This is a genomic window from Photorhabdus heterorhabditis (genome assembly GCF_001280945.1).
In the GTDB taxonomy this organism is placed as follows: Bacteria; Pseudomonadota; Gammaproteobacteria; order Enterobacterales; family Enterobacteriaceae; genus Photorhabdus; species Photorhabdus heterorhabditis.
Genome location: NZ_LJCS01000004.1, coordinates 1 through 19,878 on the forward strand (window position 1 = coordinate 1; position 19,878 = coordinate 19,878).

Below are 19,878 nucleotides of genomic sequence, written 5' to 3' on the forward strand. Positions count from 1 at the left end.
CTTTCCACAGAGAATATTGATGATTTAATAGTGACATCATCAAACTATTCTAATGTGAAATTAATTGACCGTCAGAATGAATAGTGTGAAATGTGATCAGCGATCAGTTATTTACTGCTGTTAATGGGGAATTAGATATATTAAATTCCGAAAAATCACGATAAGACTGGAGATATTGTCCGTGTGGACATTGAGGGCTTCACGATAAAGTTCAGTTAAATAAGTAGCAGGAGAAAACACGGAAGATACTGCTCCCGGGGATTCTCTCCCTTGCCGTCGCAATGCACCTTGAAATCTATAGGGTATACATAAATCAAAAGAAATTTGATAATCATGAAACAGGTGTCAAAATTAGCCTCATCCCTGAGGCCAATCTCTTTATACCCGTTATCTTTCAAGTTGCCTCTTTGTTGGCTGCACTTACTCACCCCGGTCACATAGTTATCTATGCTCCCGGGGATTCGCTCCCTTGCCGTCGCGACGCATCTTGAAATCCATAGGGTATCTATCTCAGAAAAATTTAGTCATAAAACTGACTGATACTCTCTTTTTCTTGGCCGGATACGATGACGTTTAACAGTCGTTCATAATATATAGCCATCTTATCCATGACTGCTTCTGTATACAGTTCTGGATTGTAATTGAGTTCACACTTGATATTTTGTGGCATGTATAAGAAATTCATCCCAAGTGATTCAAAAGGAATTATTTCGGTATCTATCACTTCCACATCGAGATTTGGCAATGATAATTTTTCATCTTTAGATACATCGATAAAATCATAGAAACTTTGTGCATCCAAATAGTTAAACAGAACGTTAAATATGCCCTCCCTCGCCTTTTCTCCCACCGCGTCAATCACAACAGACATGTGGATATTAGTATTCGCTATGGCGTGATGAATAGACTGACTAACCTGCTTAATGATTTCTTGTAGGCTCATTTCCTGATTAATATTGGATTTTACTATCAAGTCACCCAAGAACAATCCTATTGTTTGATGGCTTTCGATGCGAGTTCGGTCAACTTTGGGTGAGGTAACAATATGTTGTGATTCACCGGAGTACATAAAAAGACAAGTGTGGAACAGAGCCATAAATAACATATAAGGTGTGATTTTATGAGTTTCACAATATTGCAAAACAGCTTTATCTAGCGAATCAGGTATTTTGATATGACGGGCATGAGACCGATATTTTGAGGCCAGATGTTTTCTGAAAGAAACTGGAAAGTCGCGTTCTGGATTAACATCCGCAAATTGTTGTTGCCAAAATTTAATTTGTTTTTTAGCGATCTCAGTCGCATGGATTTCTTGCAAGTCATAAACATAACCAGAATATTGCATGGCAATTGGCGGTAACGTGTTTTCTTGCCCCTGTGAATAAGCGGTATATAACTGTTTAAACTCATTCATAATGATATTAACAGACCACCCATCGGAAATAATATGGTGCAAATCAATCAATAATACCGTGGTTGTCTCCGAAACAGGCAGTAGGAATGTCTTGATTAGCGGGCCATTATAAACATCAAAAGGTGTTCTTAATTTTTCTTTCCAGAGCTTGTTAATTTCAATAATAATTTGGTCTTTCTCTATTCCTTTTGGTAACGCTTCGATAACTTGAAGATTAATTTTCATATTGTTATCAGGCTGCATGAAAATCTGCCCATTTTCTTTATAAAACTTAAAACGTAAACTTTCATGTCGTTCCAGGATAGTATTTAAGCTTTTTGCCAACGCACTGTGATTCAGTTCTCCTTCCATCAGCAAAGTAATGGGTACGTGGAAACTATCCTCCAACAACGCTTCCTGAATAAAATACCAATACATTTTCTGACAATAAGAAATAGGCATTTTTCCATCAAATGTATTGTGATCAGATATATTGTGTGTTGTCTGCGGTGCGGATATTTCATGCTTATGACTGTGACGAATTACACTGGCAATCTGTGCAATGGTTGGATTTGCAAACAGCTGATGCATACTGAAATGATTGGTTAAAATATTTCTTATGGAAGCGGTTATTTTAACGGCCAAGAGTGAGTGACCACCAAGCGAGAAGAAATTATCATAAATACCAATTTGATTGATTTTTAGATGTTCTTGCCATAACTGACAGAGTTTTTCCTCGATTTCATCTCTCGGTGCGATATAAGCCTGACGACGTAAATCATTTTCATTCGGAATAGGTAACGCTTTTTTATCCACTTTATTGTTCAAATTCAGTGGAATACGTTCCAATGGGATATAGAGACTGGGCACCATATAATCCGGCAGTTGTTTTTTCAAAGCGGATTCCAGTAGCTCTGCGAGTTCTCCACTAATAGCAGGAAGTTGCGGATAATTAGCTAGATGCGTTTGGCTGTAATCTGAGCGCGCCTGCACTTGAGGTAATTCACCTCGGCTGAAAATCACATCCAGTAAATCAGGCTGCTGCTGTGACCATGTAAGTTCACACTGGTAGCCGCACTGTTCCGCATATTGAAGTAAGGATTCGAGTGCCAAAACTTGCTCTGCGGCTTCTGGAGAAAAACCGCTAGCCTCTTTTGATAGAAAAACAATCTGATTAGATGACCAATGGCGTAGCCCTTCTGCTAAATCAAAATCATCTTTGATGCGGGCATTAGGAATACCAGAGACACCAAATGTATCGAATTTCCCTGTCTCTAACACATTACAGAGATCTTCAATAGAATTAAAATCGCACCAAGTTACGGGTAAATTGCAACATAATTCCGCATTTTTATCGCACTTATGTAATATCACTTCATAACGATAGCGCAACATTTCATTGTCGCCAACACCACGTTTAACCAAAATATCCACTCTGCCAATTTCAGGGTAACGCGTCGGCAATTGTGCAAAATAAGTTGGACTCAGTAAAAACTCTTTTTCTTTCTGTAAACGTTGTTGAATACGGTTTGCCAGCATACCCACCGAAATACGTTGCCCATTCAGTCGATTTTTCTCGATAGCTGTTATATGTGCAGTTAACAAATCTAAGTTACAGATATCTCCTAGCAGAATTTTTCCCCCGGTTTTAACCGCGGGTAATAACTGGGTAATGACTTTTTCCAGATATTGAATATTGGGGAAGTATTGAACAACGGAATGCATCACAACGGTATCGAACTGATCAGGCGTGATTGTGCCTAAATTCAGTGCATCTCCCCTAATTAGCTCCACGTGTGACCAGCCACGCTGTTGTAAAATTTTCTGGTGCCGTGTCAATATCTCCGCTGAAATATCCGTAGCCAATACTGATTCGCACCGTTCAGCATAGCGATACAACAATAAGCCCGATCCACAGCCGATTTCCAATAAGCTGCTGGGGTGCAGGGATTCAATCCGCTGCATGGTACCTGCCCGCCATTCTTCCATTTGGTCCAATGCAATCGGCTGTTCGGTATAATTATTTATCCAACCATCAAAATCATTCTTGTCATCACTCTTATCAAGAGTATCGGTAGCAATATTTGCTGTTATTTCCCGCCGATACTGACCATCAAAGATCTCTGTCCAGCTTTCAAGGTAATCTGCATTAAAAGCGGCTGCTTTCTCTGCCAGCCAATTGGTACTCGGGCAAACATAAGCAATGAGTTTCCTGTCCTCATTGTCATGACCATCAGCGATCACGACAGCATTACTTAAAATCTCCTGCCCCGCCAACACCGACTCGATTTCCCCCAATTCAATACGATGGCTGCGGATTTTGACCTGCGAATCCCGGCGGCCAATGAATTCCAACTCACCTTCCGGCGTCCAGCGTACTAAATCACCTGTACAGTAAAGTCGATCTGCCGGATTAGTGCTGAAAGGATCTCGGATAAACTGTTTTTCCGTGATATCCGGTGCATTCCGGTAACCGCGTGCCAGTTGAATGCCGCCGATATGCAGTTCCCCGACAGCCCCAAAAGGCACCAGATTACCGTCGGAATTTAGAATACGCATCACGGTATTCGGCAACGGTTTTCCAATTGTCACTCGCTTATTTGCTGTTAATAAGGCGGAGGTCACAATCGAAGTACACTCTGTTGGGCCATAAACGTTAAATAGCTTTCTGCCCTGCGACCACTGCGCGACAATATGCGGCGCCACAGCTTCCCCTGCCAATAACAAGGTTGAAACTGTGCGCCATTTGTTGAAATCCAGATGAGGCAACAACGCCGGCGGGAGTACGGCATAGGTAATGTGGTGTTTTTCAACCATCTCATCCAACCACTCAGGCGAACGACGATGTGTTTCTGAAATCAAATACAATATGGCGCCATAGGCTAGGGTCATTGCCATTTCCAACACTGCAGCATCAAAGCTCCAGGAAGCAAACTGCAACCCGCGAATATCAGCATCCGCACCAAATAATGTGGCTTGTGCTTGTGCCAGATTCACCCAACCCTTGTGCTCCAGCATTGCTCCTTTGGGTCGGCCAGTAGAACCCGAGGTATAAATGACATAGGCCAGATGATTTTCTGTCAGGGGCACTGAACGATGAACAACATTGCCTGTGGGCAGGTTTTGCACATGTGACTGTACCGTTTTGGCATCCAGACAGATAACGCGTTGCTGGCTGATAGGCAATTTATCAACCAGCGGTGTTTCGGTCAGGATAAACTCCGCTCCGCTGTGCTCCAGCATGTATTGCAGGCGGGCCTGCGGATAACTGGCATCCAAAGGCACATAAGCGCCACCAGCTTTGAGAATACCCAGCAGTGCAACCACCGTTTGCAACGACCGAGGCAGGCAAACTGCCACCAGAATATCTGGCTGGATACCCTGCTCAATCAGGTAATGCGCCAACTGATTGGCCTGAGCATTAACCGCCTGATAACTTAAAGCCTCTTCACCAAAAACCAGCGCGGTTTTTTCAGGATTCAGTGCCACCTGTTCTTCAAACAGCTCGTGGAAGCACCCGTGTGGGTGATGGTTCTGTGGCCCATTTAATTCATGCAGTAAGGTATGCTTTTCAGCTTCTGCCAATAATGGCAGTTCATGAATGGAGGGCTCTTTATTGACTGAATCATCTGTCATCACTTCAACAATGCCAGAAAGCAAGGTGTCGTAATTGGCGATAAATCTTTCAATAGTACGACTATCGAACAGACTGGTATTTGAAATCCATACTATAGATAATTCGCCTGTCCGTTCTTCTTCAAAAATATGGACTTCCAAATCAAACCGAGTTGTTCTAAATAAATTATCCCCGAGTTCAATAACATCATCCTGTCCCAGTATTGTGTCACGTTGGTTATTCTGTACTGCAAACATGATTTGGAAGATAGGATTATGGTTTAGGTTCCGTTCCGGGCTGAGCGTTTCCACCAACATCTCAAACGGCAAAGCTTGATGTTCATAAGCATCCAGAATGGTACGGCTGTTTTGTTTTAATAATTCACTGAACGTCGGCTGACCAGATAAATCTGTCCTGATAACCAATGAATTAACAAAAAAACCGATCAGAGGTTCAATATCAGGATGTTGTCTGCCGGCAATGGCTGTTCCAACCAGAATATCTTTTTCATTACTATAGCGACTCAGTAATACGGTAAAAGCCGTTTCCAGGAACATAAATAGTGTAACGTTATGTTTGGTACATAATGCTCTGATTGCTTGAGTAAGATGTACTGAAATACGCTGTAGATGAAGCCGTCCTTCGATATTTTGTTTTTCCGAACGAGGATTATCCAGCGGCATACGGTGGACTAGTGAAATTCCGGCTAACTGATTCTGCCAATATGTTAGCTGTTTTTTCAGCACATCATCTTGCAGCCAACCCTGTTGCCACTGAGCATAATCGGTATATTGAATTCTTAGCCGCGGTAGCGGATTTTCCTTACCCAGGCAATAAGCTTTGTATAGCGTGAAAAATTCATGGAGAAATATTGCCATCGACCAACCATCGAAGGCGATATGATGTATCGTATAAATAATAAGATAATCATCTGCTGCCAATTTTATTAACCTAATGCGCAGCATCAGATCAGTATTAAGGTTGAAAATGAGATTTTCTTCTTCCTTACTAATGTGTTTTACCTGATCGTTTTTCTCAGTTTCAGCTAACGCTGATAAATCATGATGTGTAATCGGTAAATCGAAATCCGTGGCAACAAATTGCCGTGGTTCGTTATTGATAATTTTAAAATAGGTACGCAAAACTTCATGGCGTTCAAGTAATGATTTAATGGCCGCCTCAAACGCCTCTATGTTAATGGATTCCCGCAGCCTGAAATCCCCCATACAGTTATACTGACGACTGCCGCCATCCAGTTGATCAATAAACCATAGTCGTTGTTGAGCAAATGAAAGAGGATAATGCTCTGCTTTACCATCACGCTGAATATCTTGTAAAAAATGATGCGTTTTAGTTTGCTCTTCTGAATCTAACTGGTTCAGAAAATCAATCAACTCCTGTTTATGCCATTTCCATTCACTGAGCAAGTCTGGTGAAATACTGCTGTGGCTGGTTTCATATTGTAAACGGTTATCAGTAACGAACAGAGTAATTCCCTGCTCTAAAGCTTCATTGACAATTCGCGCGGCATTTCTCATATCTCACCCTTCAATAGTTCTTGCGCTGTCTCTTTCCCAGCTTGGAAATGTTTTCTTTTTTCTTTGATAAGATGAATAGTGACCACCTGTGATAGCTGCTCAAGTGTCGGGTGTTCAAAAACACTTCTCAACGGAACTTCTATTTCTAATTCGTTACGTATTGAACTAATAAGGCGGGTTGCTTGAAGTGAATGTCCACCCAAGGTGAAGAAATTGTCATAGATGCCTACTTGACTGATATTCAATAACCGCTTCCATAACTGACCGATCTTAATTTCTATTTCATTTCTTGGCGCCACATAGTTTTGTCGGCGTAAATCGTCTTCATTGGGGATCGGTAACGCTTTTTTATCCACTTTATTATTTAACGTGAGTGGCATTCGTTCCAAAGGAATATAAAGACCAGGAACCATATATTCTGGCAATTGCTGTTTCAGTGCGGATTCGAGTAATTCTGAAAGTTCCCCACTAATGGCGGAAATTTGTGGATAATTAGCTAAATGGGTTTGATTATAGTCAGTACGTGCCTGTACAGGTGGTAGCTCTCCTCGACTAAAAATTACATCCAGCAAATCAGGTTGCTGTTGTGACCACGTGACACCGCATTGATAACCACATTGTTCAGCGTATTGCAGTAAGGATTCAAATTCCTGAACCTGTTGTAACGCTTGTGGGGAGAAACTGCCGGCATTTGTTGGTGGCGTCATCATCTGATGAGCTGACCAATGACGCAACCCTTCTGCCAAAGTGAGGTCATCTTTAATTCTGGCGTTGGGGATACCTGAAACACCTAATATCTCCTCCGCGCCCATCTGCAATAAATTACGTAGACTTTCAAAAGAATCGAAATTATGCCAATTTAACAACCACTCATTACCAGATTGGGTATTTTCATCTCTTTTGTGCAATATCACATCGTAACGATAACGTAACATTTCATTGTCGCCGATGCCACGTTTAACCAAAATATCAACCCGGCCAATGTCAGGGTAACGCTCCGGTAATTGGGCAAAATAAGTTGGACTGAGTAAAAACTCGGGTTCTTGTTGTAAACGCCGCTGAATACGGTTCGCTAGCGTCCCTACTTGAATACGCTGCCCGTTAAGGTGACTTTGCTCTATCGCTGTAGCATGGGCGGTTAATAGATCTAAGTTGCGGATATCTCCCAGCAAAATTTTCCCACCCGCTTCAACTGCCGGTATTAACTGTTCAAATACTTTTTCCAGATATTGAACATTAGGGAAATATTGGACAACAGAGTTAACCACGACAGTATCAAATTCATCAGCATGCAATGTTCCTAAGTTGAGTGCATCTCCTCTTCTGAGCTGCACATGTGACCAGCCACGTTGTTGCAGAATATGTTGATGCCGATTTAACACCTCAGCCGAAATATCGGTCGCCACCACTGATTCGCACCATTCAGCATAGCGATACAACAATAATCCGGTACCACAACCAATTTCCAGTAAGTGATGAGGATGCAGGGCTTTAATCCTGTGCATGATCCCTGCTAACCATTCCCCCATTTGCTCAAGGGCAATCGGCTGTTCAGTATAGCTGTTCATCCAACCACCGAAATCACTGTCTAATGCGACTACATCACCTTGCTGAGTACTCCCTTTTTGAGTCCTAGCCGTTGTAGGTTGACGGTATTGCTCATCAAAAATTTCTGTCCAGTTCTCAACGCTGCTTGCATTAAATTCAACCGCTTTTTCACCTAACCACTCTGTACTTGGGCAGACATACGCAATAAGTTTTTTATCTTCATCTTGACCATAAGCAATCACAACCGCACTACTTAAAGCATCATGCCCGGACAAAACTGTCTCAATTTCACCTAACTCTATACGGTGACTACGGATCTTAACCTGAGAGTCAACCCGGCCAATAAATTCCAACTGACCATCCGGTGTCCAGCGTACTAAATCGCCCGTTCGATAAAGCTTGTTTTCCCCGCCATCCGTTGAATGTGAGCTGAATGGATCACGGATAAACTGCTTTGCTGTGATTTCCGGTGAGTTTCGGTAACCGCGTGCTAACTGAACGCCGCCAATATACAGTTCCCCGATAACGCCCATCGGCGCCAAATGACCTTCCGGATCAAGAATACGCATCACAACGTTAGGCAAAGGTTTTCCAATCGTAATCTTCTCGTCAGTGAGTAAAGCGGTGGTGACAATGGATGTACATTCTGTCGGGCCATATACGTTGAACAGCTTTCTATTCTGTGACCAACGAACAGCAATCTGTGGTGGTACTGCTTCACCCGCCAAAAGCAAGGTTGAAACCGAACGCCATTGGTTAAAATTCAGATGAGGAAGCAGGGCTGGCGGTAGTACAGCATGGGTTATCTGATATTTTTCAACCACTTCATCCAACAATTCAGGGGAACGCCGTTGAGTTTCGGAAATCAAATACAGTGTTGCGCCATAGGCCAAGGTCATAGACATCTCTAAGATCATGGCGTCAAAACTCCAAGAGGCAAACTGCAACCCCCGACAATGTGAGTCAATGCCAAATAAATTTGCTTGCGAGAATGCCAGATTAACCCACCCTCTATGTTCCAGCATTACCCCTTTCGGTTTACCGGTAGAGCCGGAAGTATAAATCACATAAGCCAGATGATTTTCTGTGAGCGGAAGTGAGCGCTGAGTAATATTATCCGTAGGCCTATGTTGTAGCTGAGACTGTACTACCTCTGTATCCAGACAAATCACTTTCTGCTGGCTGATTGGCAATTTTTCAACGAGGTGAGTTTCGGTCAGGATGAATTCGACTTCACTGTGATCCAACATATATTGGAGGCGGGCTTTCGGATAACTGGGGTCTAATGGTACATAAGCGCCACCCGCTTTAAGAATACCCAATAATGCCACAACTGCTTGCAATGACCTTGGTATGCAAAGTGCAACCAACGTGTCCGGTATGATCCCCTGTTCAAGCAGATAGTGTGCCAATTGGTTAGCTTGTTCATTTAATGAGTGATAGCTCAGGGTGTCATCGCCAAAAATCAGTGCATTTTTTTCAGGGTGTTGTGATACCCGCTGTTCGAAGAGTTCATGGAAACATTTTCCGGTCGGGTAAGGAATTTGTGGCCCGCCCCATTCATGCAGTAAGGTATTCCGTTCAGCATCCGCCAATAATGGAAGGTCATGAACAGACGGTTCGCTGATACCCACATGATGCTTCATCACGTCAACAATATTGGTCAGCAAAATTCCGTAATTGGCGATTAATCTGTTAATGGTCGCATTTCTGAACAGGCTGGTGTCAGAGATCCACCCAATGGATAACTCACCTTCGTCTTCTTCATAGATATGGACTTCCAAATCAAATCGGGTAGTCAGCAGGGAACGTTCTTTAGATGTCACAATACTATCCTGCTCCAGCGTTGTATCCCGTTGATTATTCTGTACTGCAAACATGATCTGAAAAATAGGATTATAATTTAAATTCCGTTCTGGACTGATTTTCTCCACCAGCATCTCAAAAGGCAGGTCTTGGTGTGCATAAGCATCCAGGATTGCACGACTATTTTGTTTCAATAGTTCACTGAATGTCGGCTGACCGGATAAATCCGTTCTTATCACCAGAGAATTGACGAAAAATCCAATCAAAGACTCAGTGTCACGATGTCTTCGTCCTGCAAGTGGCATGCCAACCAGAATATCCTTTTCACTACTGTAACGACTCAACAACACAGCAAAAGCTGTTTCCAGAAACATAAATAACGTCACTTCATGTTTGGCGCACAGTGCTCGTATTTCTTGGGTCAACGCTTTTGAAATACGTTGTGGATGAACATTCCCTTCAAAATTTTGTTTCTCTGGCCGGGGATTATCCAGCGGGAAACGGTGAAGTGGAGAAATACCTGATAACTGGTTTTGCCAGTAATCCAATTGTTTTTCCAGAATATCCCCTTGCAGCCAATCCCGTTGCCATTGGGAATAATCGGTATATTGAACGGGTAATGGCGGCAGAGGATTACCCTCGCCTTGGCAATAAGCACGATATAATGTCAGCAACTCACTGATAAAGATTGCCAGCGACCAGCCATCACAGGCGATATGATGAATCGTATAGAGAATGAAATAATCATCATCTGCTAATTTTAGCAACCGAATACGCAGCATCAGGTCAGTGCTGAGATTAACAGCTTGTTTCCACTCCTGCTCACCGAGTTGTTTAAGCTGTTGTTGCTGCTCAAATTCTGAAAGCGTGGACAGATCATGGATGGTAATCGGCAAATCATAAGAGGTCGCGATAACCTGCCGTGGCTCATTATCAATAATTTTGAAATAAGTACGCAGCGATTCATGACGTTCAAGCAATGTTGCTATAGCCGCCTCAAAAGCTTTCAGATTGAGTGACTCTCTCAGCCTGAAATCACCGGTGCAGTTATACTGCGGACTGCCTTCGGTGAGTTGATCGATTAACCACAAACGCTGTTGAGCAAATGAAAGTGGGTAATGTTCCGCACGCTCATAACGCGGAATACCTTGCAGTCGGAGAGTGTCCGTATCCTCTTCTGAATCGATTTGCTTCAGGAAATCAATCAACTCTTGTTTATATTGTTTCCATTCACTCAGCAGTTCCGGCGGAATGCTGTTTCGGCTGGTTTTATATTTCAGTTTGTTATCAATCACAAACAGAGTAATCCCTTGATTTAAAGCTTCATTGATAATTTGTGCCGCATTTTTCATATATCACCTTCCAATAGTTCCTGTGTTGTCTCTTGCCCAGCCTGGAGATGTTTGCTCTTTTCTTTAACCTGATGAATCGTGGCGATTCGTGCTAATCGCTCAAGTGTTGGATGCTTAAAGACACTGCTCAACGGTATTTCAATGTTTAGATCATTGCGTATTAAGCTGATAAGGCGGGTTGCCTGAAGAGAGTGACCACCCAACATGAAAAAATTGTCATAAATGCTGACTTGACTCACGCCCAACACTTCTTGCCATAACTGGCTAATTTTTCTCTCCACTTCATTTCTTGGCGCGACATAACTTTGTTGGCGGAAATCATTTTCATCTGGAATAGGCAATGCTTTTTTGTCCACTTTGTTATTTAACGAGAGTGGCATTCGTTCTAGCGGAATATAAAGGCTTGGAACCATGTATTCTGGTAATTGTTTTTTCAGCGCTGATTCAAGTAGATCAGAAAGTTCAGCTTTAATATCGGAAGATTGAGAAGCGTTGTCGGTATTAAATTTCAGCCCTTTTTTATCCAGCCAATCTTTGGTTGGACAAACATAGGCAATCAATCTTTTATCGTTCCCATAAGTAATAACCGCAGCACTGCTTAAGGCGTCATGTCCGACCAATGTAGTTTCGATTTCTCCCAACTCAATCCTAAATCCTCTAATCTTGACTTGAGAGTCAATCCGGTCAATAAATTCCACACTACCATCAGGTAACCAACGGGCTAAATCTCCGGTTCGGTATAAACGTTGGGATTGGGATTTGTCCGTCAAATCAGTCATAAATTTCGTTGCGTTTGTTTCAGGAGAATTCAAATACCCGCGTGCCAGTTGGATACCGCCAATACATAACTCCCCCGTAACACCAATAGGAACTAAATTGCCTGATGGATCAAGAATACGGATAACGGTATTAGGCAATGGTTTCCCAATCGTAATTTTGTCATCCGTTAATAAGCCGGAAGTCACAATGGCAGTACACTCTGTCGGGCCATATACGTTAAACAATTTTCGATTCTGTGACCAACGAACAGCTACCTGTGGTGGTACCGCTTCCCCCGCTAAAAGTAAGGTTGAAACGGAACGCCATTTATTAAAATCCAAGTACGGCAATAAAGCAGGAGGTAATACAGCATGGGTAATCTGATGTTTGTCAACTAACTCACCCAAATATTCAGGGCTATGCTGTTGAGTTTCTGAAATTAAATAAAGTGCGGCTCCATATGCCAGTGTCATCGATATTTCTAAGATCATGGCGTCAAAGCTCCAGGAAGCGAACTGCAATCCCCGGCTATATGAATCAACACCAAATAAACCCGCCTGTGAAAGTGCCAGATTTACCCACCCCTTATGTTCCAACAAAACCCCTTTCGGTTTACCGGTAGAACCAGAGGTATAAATGACATAAGCCAGATTATTTTCCGTTAGTGGGAATGGGCGTTCAGTGATATTGCCCGTAAGCATGTGCTGCAATTGTGATTGTATTGTCTCCGTATCCAAACAGACGACTTTCTGCTGGCTGATTGGGAGTTTTTCTATCAGATTTGTTTCAGTCAGAATGAACTCAGCTTCGCTGTGTTCCAACATATATTGAAGACGGGATTTCGGATAACTGGGATCTAACGGCAAATAAGCCCCGCCTGCTTTAATAATTCCCAGTAGCGCGACTACAGCGCGTATTGAACGAGGAATACAGAGCGCGACCAATGTTTCTGGTTTGATCTTTTGTTCTATCAAATAATGAGCGAGCTGGTTAGCTTGTTTATTTAGCTCCTGATAACTTAATGAATTGCCGTCAAAAATAACGGCGGTGTTTTCAGGATGCCGGGCAGCTTGTTCTTCAAACAGTTCATGAAAACAGCCGCCATGCTGGTTATGATCCTGTGGGCCATTCCATTCATGTAATAAAGTGTGTATTTCAGCCTCTGCTAATAATGGAATGTCATGGACAGAAGGTTCCTTGTGTATTAGATCGGAGCTAATACATGGCTTCATGACACTAACAATATTAGCAAGCAAGGTTTCATAATTGGCGAGTAATCTTTCAATAGTCATCTTGTTAAACAAGCTGCTGTCATAAACCCATAAAAGGGATAATCCTCCCTCTTCTTCTTCATAAATATGAATTTCCAAATCAAATCGGACTTTCAAAAGCAAACGCTCTTCAAACTCAATATTATTATCCCGTACCAGTGCCATATCACACTGAGTATTCTCCAAAGTAAAAGCGATTTGGAATATAGGGTTATAATTTAAGTTTCGTCCCGGGCTTATTTTTTCTACCAGCATTTGAAATGGCAAATCTTGATGTGCATAAGCATCCAAGATAGTACGACTGTTCTGCTTTAATAACTCACTGAAAGTAGGCTGGCCGGATAAATCCGTTCTGATCACCAGAGAGTTAACAAAAAAGCCAATCAGAGGCTCAATATCATGGTGTCTTCTCCCTGCGAGTGGTGTTCCAACCAAAATGTCTTTTTCATTACTGTAACGACTCAACAATACGGCAAAGGCTGTCTCCAGAAACATGAATAATGTGACTTCATGTTGGTGACATAATGCGCTTATTTCTTGTGTCAAATCCTTTGAAATACGTTGATCATTAAGATGTCCCTCAAAACTCTGTTTCTCTGGTCGTGGGTTATCCAGTGGAAAACGGTGAAGTGGAGAAATACCTGATAACTGGGTTTGCCAATAATCCAGTTGTTTTTTCAGAATATCGCCTTGCAGCCAATTTCGTTGCCATTGAGCATAATCGGTATATTGGATTTTAAGTGGCGGTAATGGGGCTATTTCTCCTTTACTATACGCGCGATATAAGGTGATAAGTTCATTGACAAAGATTTCTATTGACCAGCTATCGCAAGCAATATGGTGAATGGTATAGATAATCACATAATCATCTTCGGCCAGCTTTATCAGGCGAATACGTAACATCAAATCAGTACTGAGGTTAAAAACCAAGTTATCTTCTTCTTTATTGAATCTTTTGACTTGAGATTCTTGCTCAGTTTCAGAGAATGCAGTCAGATCATATAATGTAATAGGTAAATCATAGGAATGTGTTATGACTTGCCGTGGCTCATTATCAATAATTTTAATATGGGTACGTAACGCCTCATGACGCTCAAGCAACTTTTTTACAGCCGCCTTAAAAGCGTTGAAATTAAGTTGCTCCCGTAATCTCAAATATCCGGGACAATTATATTGAGGGCTACCTTCGGTAAGTTGATCGATAAACCACAAGCGTTGCTGAGCAAATGAGAGTGGATAATGTTCTGCATTGCCATCACGTTGAATATTCTGTAACGGATATGTTTGAATTTCTTCTTTTTCATCGATCTGGTTCAGGAAGTCGATCAACTCTTGTTTATAATTTTTCCATTCACTGAATAATTCAGCAGGAATACTATCACGGCTAGTTTCGTATTGTAATCGGTTATCAGCAACAAACAGAGTAATTCCTTGATTTAAAGCCTCATTCACAATTTGCGCTGCATTTTTCATATATCTCCTCGAAAATATAATATCAGATTATTTACACACGTGATTATTTATTATATTCGTAATTGTAAAATAAAAAATTTCTAATCATGTTAGCATATAGGAATCGAAAACTATTAGCGACGCTGTTTGATTTTATTATCAAAACAGAGGAAAAATAAATAACTCTTCATAATTATGACACGCCCCATTTTATTACTCTCGGTTATTCCTATAGGAAAATGAATTCAAAAACACTTTCACTTTTTCGAGCCACTACCACATATACTGTCAGCAGTGATTTCGTATCACCATTTCATACAGGGATTGCCACAGGCGCTCAATTTTATTCAGTCAAAAATAATAAACAGGTAAAATAATAGGTTAAATTTAGGATGACGGGGCTGCCAATCACTGCCCCACCGGTTTTTATGAATACGATAATTATCCAAAATTAACGTTAAGGTTTCAGCGGGACAATCTTGGCGTTCAAGCTCTTTCAATACACTGATAAATAATCGATAATTCTTATTTAACCCACCAATATATTTCAGGTTTGCAATTGAACGACTGATCCCCTGAAAAATAAAACCTAAACATCCCATTAGGTATCTCACCAATTTCAACTAATATTTCGGTAATTTTTCCAGGGTATTTAATTAATTTCTTAATATTAGTTATTACCTATATAGCCAATATTACTCAAAAAATCATCGGGAATAATTGTCCCTTTCAATGCCGAAAAAATCATCCCAGTCGGGTGGATTACGGAGTAATATTACATCTCCGGTCTCAAAATCCTGCCGAATAAAAATTTTATCAGGGTCAAACTAATAAGCCGCAGGCAAACACACCGCTTGATTCCTCCCATTAATAAACAATTTCGCGACAATATCAAAACAGATGACAGATATTGGTACATGACCAAACATGATGTTATAAAGCTATCAATTTAACGGTAAGTAATAAATTCGTTGTCCTTCAAAAAAATTCCCTATTTCACTTGACCCGTATCAAGGATACGAGTATATATTTTCATAAATTTTATTTATGTATACCCAATAGATTTCAAGATGGATCGCGACGGCAAAGGAGCGCAGCCAACAAAGCAGCAACTTGAAAGATAACAGGTATAAACCAGAAAATATGAAGGAGAGAGGATGAGTAACGCGATCAAAGAAATAAGTGATGCTAATATTGCATATGCAGCAACTTTTGACGATGACAAAAAAAACCTTGGTTTACCTGCTGTCAGACGATTTGCCATATTGACTTGTATGGATGCCAGATTAGACCCAGCAAAATTTGCAGGTTTATCTGAAGGTGATGCCCATATTATTCGTAACGCGGGCGGAAGAGCCAGTGATGATGCCATTCGTTCACTTATTATTTCTTACAAACTTTTCGGAACAAAAGAGTTGTTTGTCATCCATCATACTCATTGTGGGATGGAACTTTTTACAGACAACATCATGGGTGATTTACTGGAAAGCAGTCTGGAAAGTGTCATCATGACGGATGAGGGATTTAAAGAAGTCGGCACCAGCGCCGGTTCACCTGAGGGAAAATATATCAAATGGCTCACCATTGACAATCAAGTTAATAGTTTAATCGAAGATATTCACCGTATTCGTACTCACCCCCTCGTACCCGCAAGTATCGCCATATATGGGTACATCTATGATGTGAAGTCAGGAAAATTAATTGAGGTTCCTGAAGCAACAAGCCTTGCAAATGCAGAGTCGTAAATTAAACTTATTGGTATATCGTCATCATTGAAAGATGTTTGATTTACGATAGGCTTATGTGATTTACTCCCCACGCTCAATCATAAGTGATTAGCGTGGGGTTTATTATCAGTGATTCTATATTCTGCTTATTTTATTGCTATAAACATTTAAAAATTCGAGTGCTGAAATATTAAATTTTTTATATAAAGGGGAGTTAACCCAATAAATTCAGATTTTCAAAAAGATAATTAACTGCGCTTAATTGAAGCCCATTAACCATTAATAAAGAGTTAAAAACCAATCAATGCAAAAAAAATAATATTATCCGAAAAGATAGGTATTTAAACACTTTCTTGCTATTATTTTATGCATAAAATCCTAAAAATCACATAATAAAAAATGGATACAATAGTTAATCTGGCAGGATTTAATCCCTGAAAAAGTTTATTATCCGTGAAAATATAAAGGGGTCTTTACAGGGTCATATAATCGCGAAAATCCTTTTCATCACTTACTCAATCTCTATTTTTTAAAGCCAGGTTTGCCGTTTTTAGCTCGCCATTCTTTTATAGTTTTTAAAATTCCCTCCGGGGAATCATCCTCTCCATTTTTGGGATAATATCTTTAGAAATCATATAGGAACATTCTGAAAATTGCGGATTTTATCGTCGAAAATGCATGCAATAACTTATGATTCGTAATGCATTAAATACAAATTTTTAATAAAAGAGCCAACAAAGGAAGAGTGAGCAAGATAAAACTGATTCTGTAGAGCGGGCATTATGTCTGACGAAATAAACGGTCAGACCAAACACAATAGATTGAAGAAAGCATCAACAAGACACTTTTAGAAATACAAAAATAAAGCGCTGACCCAAGGATCAGCACTTCACCATTATTTATCTCATCAGATATTTATTATTGACCAAACATCTCCCGCAACCAGCCCGGTGCTTGTTCTTGTTGCTGAACAGGTTCTGACACGGCTGCTTGCTGGCACAAGCTCTGTGGATCATAAGTCCAAACCGGTAATGTTCTCCAACCACTGCCACTACAGTTGAAACTGCCATCTTCGTTAACCGCCATATCCACAATCCCTTCTGGAGGCATATTGTTCAACATCAACGGGGGTTGATTTTCCAGATAACGACGATACACATTTAATGCCCCGGTAGCGCCGGTCAGATTAGTCGGTTCATTGTTATCCCGACCAACCCATGAAATCACCACTTCTTTGCCATCAATACCGGCAAACCAGCTATCACGCAGGTCATTAGTTGTTCCTGTTTTACCGGCTAAATTATAACGACCAAACTTAGCCGCCAGAGAACGAGAGGTCCCCCTCGCCACAACCTGCTGCATACCATACAACGTCAGATAAGCCGCTTGAGCAGGTACCGTCCGTTCAGCTTGCGGGTAACTCTGATATATCACCGTGCCTTCTTCCGTGATGACTGAACGTAACGCGGAAAGCGTCGCACGGTTGCCGCCGCTCGTCATCGTCTGGTATTCCTGAGCCACTTCCAGCGGTGTCAGGCTGAGAGAACCCAGTAACATGGCCGGAACCTGATGAATCACTTCTTCCGGAACCCCAAGCCGGACCAGGGTATTACTGACATGATCAAGACCCACAGCTAATCCAAGATTCACCGTCGGAATATTGATTGAACTCGCCAGCGCATCGACTAACATAACTCGCCCACGGAAACGACGGTCATAATTTCTCGGCTCCCACGCCTTACTGTTAGGCTGTTTTACCGTAAGCGGTTCATCTGCCAGCCAGGTATTTAACCGATATTGATCAGGTTCACTCAACGCCGCCAGATAAGTAGAGGGTTTTGCCAACGAACCAATTGAGCGACGTGCCATCAGCGCCCGGTTAAATCCCGCATACTGTGGTTGAGAACCACCGACCATTGCCCTGATTTCACCACTAATACGATCGACAATCACCATTGCCCCTTCAAGATCAGTAATCTTGCGGGTTTTTCTCAAGTTGGCAATCCCTTCTTCCACCGCATTTTCTGCCGCATCTTGGGATACCGGGTCCAGAGTAGTAAAGATTTTTACACCGGACAGATCATTCACTTTATCGCCCAGTTTGTCCTGTAATTCCTTTCGAACTAATTGCATAAACGCAGGTTGTGGGGTAATCACTCCACTTTTCGGTTTTACGCCCAATGGGCGAGCACTCAGTAACTTATAAAGATCTTCGTCAATAATTTGCTGATTTTGTAAAAGCTTGAGCACTACATTACGACGTTGAAGAGCTAATTTAGGATTACGCCACGGGTTATAAAGTGAAGCCCCTTTTACCATACCCACCAGCAATGCTTGCTGATCCAAACTTAATTCATCCACCGGGCGACCAAAATAATAGAGGCTCGCCAGTGGGAATCCTCGGATCTGCTCATCACCACTTTGACCTAAAAACACCTCATTCAGATACAGTTCGAGAATCCGATCTTTGCTATAGCGGTAATCCATCAGAAGCGCCATGTACGCTTCATTCGCTTTACGCACTAAAGTACGTTCATTGGTCAGGAATAAATTTTTGACCAATTGTTGCGTTAGGGTACTTCCCCCCTGAACGGTACGTCCTGCAACCAGGTTAGCCAACACCGCACGCCCAATAGAAAGAATACGGATACCATCATGTTGATAGAAATAGCGGTCTTCTGTTGCCAGTAAGGTATTAACCAGTAAATCTGGGAAGCCAGAACGGGGCACGAACAACCGCTGTTCGCCATTGGGTGACTGCAACATGGTAATCAGCTTCGGATCAAGGCGGAAGAAACCAAACTGACGTTGGTTTTCTATATTTTTGATCTCTGCCAGACGATTATCACTGAAAGTCAACAGAGCATGGATCTGCCCTTCTTTACTGTCAGGGAAATCAAACGGACGACGCAGCATTTCAATGGTTTCACCTCTGACAGAAAACTCACCTGGACGCGTGATTTTCGTCACCTGACGATACTGCATTCCTTCCAACAGATGTACCATCTCTTTTTTACTGTAGTTCATGCCCGGTTCAAGGTTAACCATCCGGCCATAAACTGCTGCTGGCAATTCCCAGACTTTTCCGTCAATGCGATCACGGATTTTACCATCCAGATAGACTCCATATCCCCCCAGTAATACCGCAAAAACAAGAAATATTTTGAATAACAACCAGAACCAACGCCACTTTTTCTTAGGTGGACGAGCATTTTTTCCTTTCTTTGTCATGGGTTGGTCCTCTTCATCATCGTAGTCGTCATCTTCTTCATAACCATCATCATAATCATCTAACAGATACCGTCTTTTCAATGACGGTTTACGACGGGATACAGATTTTTTGCCTTTACGTCCGATTGGTTGACGATCTTCACCAGACATTCCAAAATTCTCCAAAACCATTTAGATGCTGAATA

At 41.7% G+C, this 19,878-nt stretch carries 5 protein-coding genes and 2 pseudogenes; 1 reads left to right on the forward strand and 6 read right to left on the reverse strand.

Annotated features, from left to right (window positions below; all coding sequences use genetic code 11):
* Positions 1–520: 520 nt before the first annotated feature.
* The 4 genes and pseudogenes from AM629_RS02535 to AM629_RS02550 form a co-directional block, all read right to left on the reverse strand.
* Positions 521–6,547 carry a non-ribosomal peptide synthetase gene (locus AM629_RS02535; protein ID WP_054475862.1) on the reverse strand — a complete coding sequence of 2,009 codons (6,027 nt, stop codon included), beginning with the start codon at positions 6,545–6,547 and terminating at the stop codon, positions 521–523.
* Positions 6,544–11,253: a non-ribosomal peptide synthetase gene (locus tag AM629_RS02540; protein WP_083451857.1), complete on the reverse strand. Its 4,710-nt coding sequence runs from the start codon at positions 11,251–11,253 to the stop codon at positions 6,544–6,546. Before AM629_RS02540 ends, AM629_RS02535 begins: the two co-directional genes overlap by 4 nt.
* Complete coding sequence (locus AM629_RS02545; RefSeq protein WP_054475865.1) at positions 11,250–14,756, reverse strand: non-ribosomal peptide synthetase; 3,507 nt, start codon at positions 14,754–14,756, stop codon at positions 11,250–11,252. The genes AM629_RS02540 and AM629_RS02545 overlap by 4 nt, the downstream gene beginning before the upstream one ends.
* Positions 14,757–15,008: 252 nt before the next feature.
* A pseudogene (locus AM629_RS02550) lies at positions 15,009–15,343 on the reverse strand (transposase); the annotation flags it as partial.
* 549 nt (positions 15,344–15,892) lie between these two features.
* Between AM629_RS02550 and AM629_RS02555 the strand changes: the two are divergent.
* Complete coding sequence (locus tag AM629_RS02555) at positions 15,893–16,480, forward strand: beta-class carbonic anhydrase (protein WP_054475871.1); 588 nt, start codon at positions 15,893–15,895, stop codon at positions 16,478–16,480.
* Between the two features lie 504 nt (positions 16,481–16,984).
* On the opposite strand, the pseudogene AM629_RS21770 reads toward AM629_RS02555, so the two are convergent.
* Both AM629_RS21770 and mrcB read right to left on the reverse strand, forming a co-directional pair.
* Positions 16,985–17,083, reverse strand: a pseudogene (locus AM629_RS21770) (bacteriocin immunity protein); the annotation flags it as partial.
* Between the two features lie 297 nt (positions 17,084–17,380).
* Positions 17,381–19,843 carry a bifunctional glycosyl transferase/transpeptidase gene (mrcB, locus tag AM629_RS02560; RefSeq protein ID WP_054476054.1) on the reverse strand — a complete coding sequence of 821 codons (2,463 nt, stop codon included), beginning with the start codon at positions 19,841–19,843 and terminating at the stop codon, positions 17,381–17,383.
* Between the last annotated feature and the right edge of the window lie 35 nt (positions 19,844–19,878).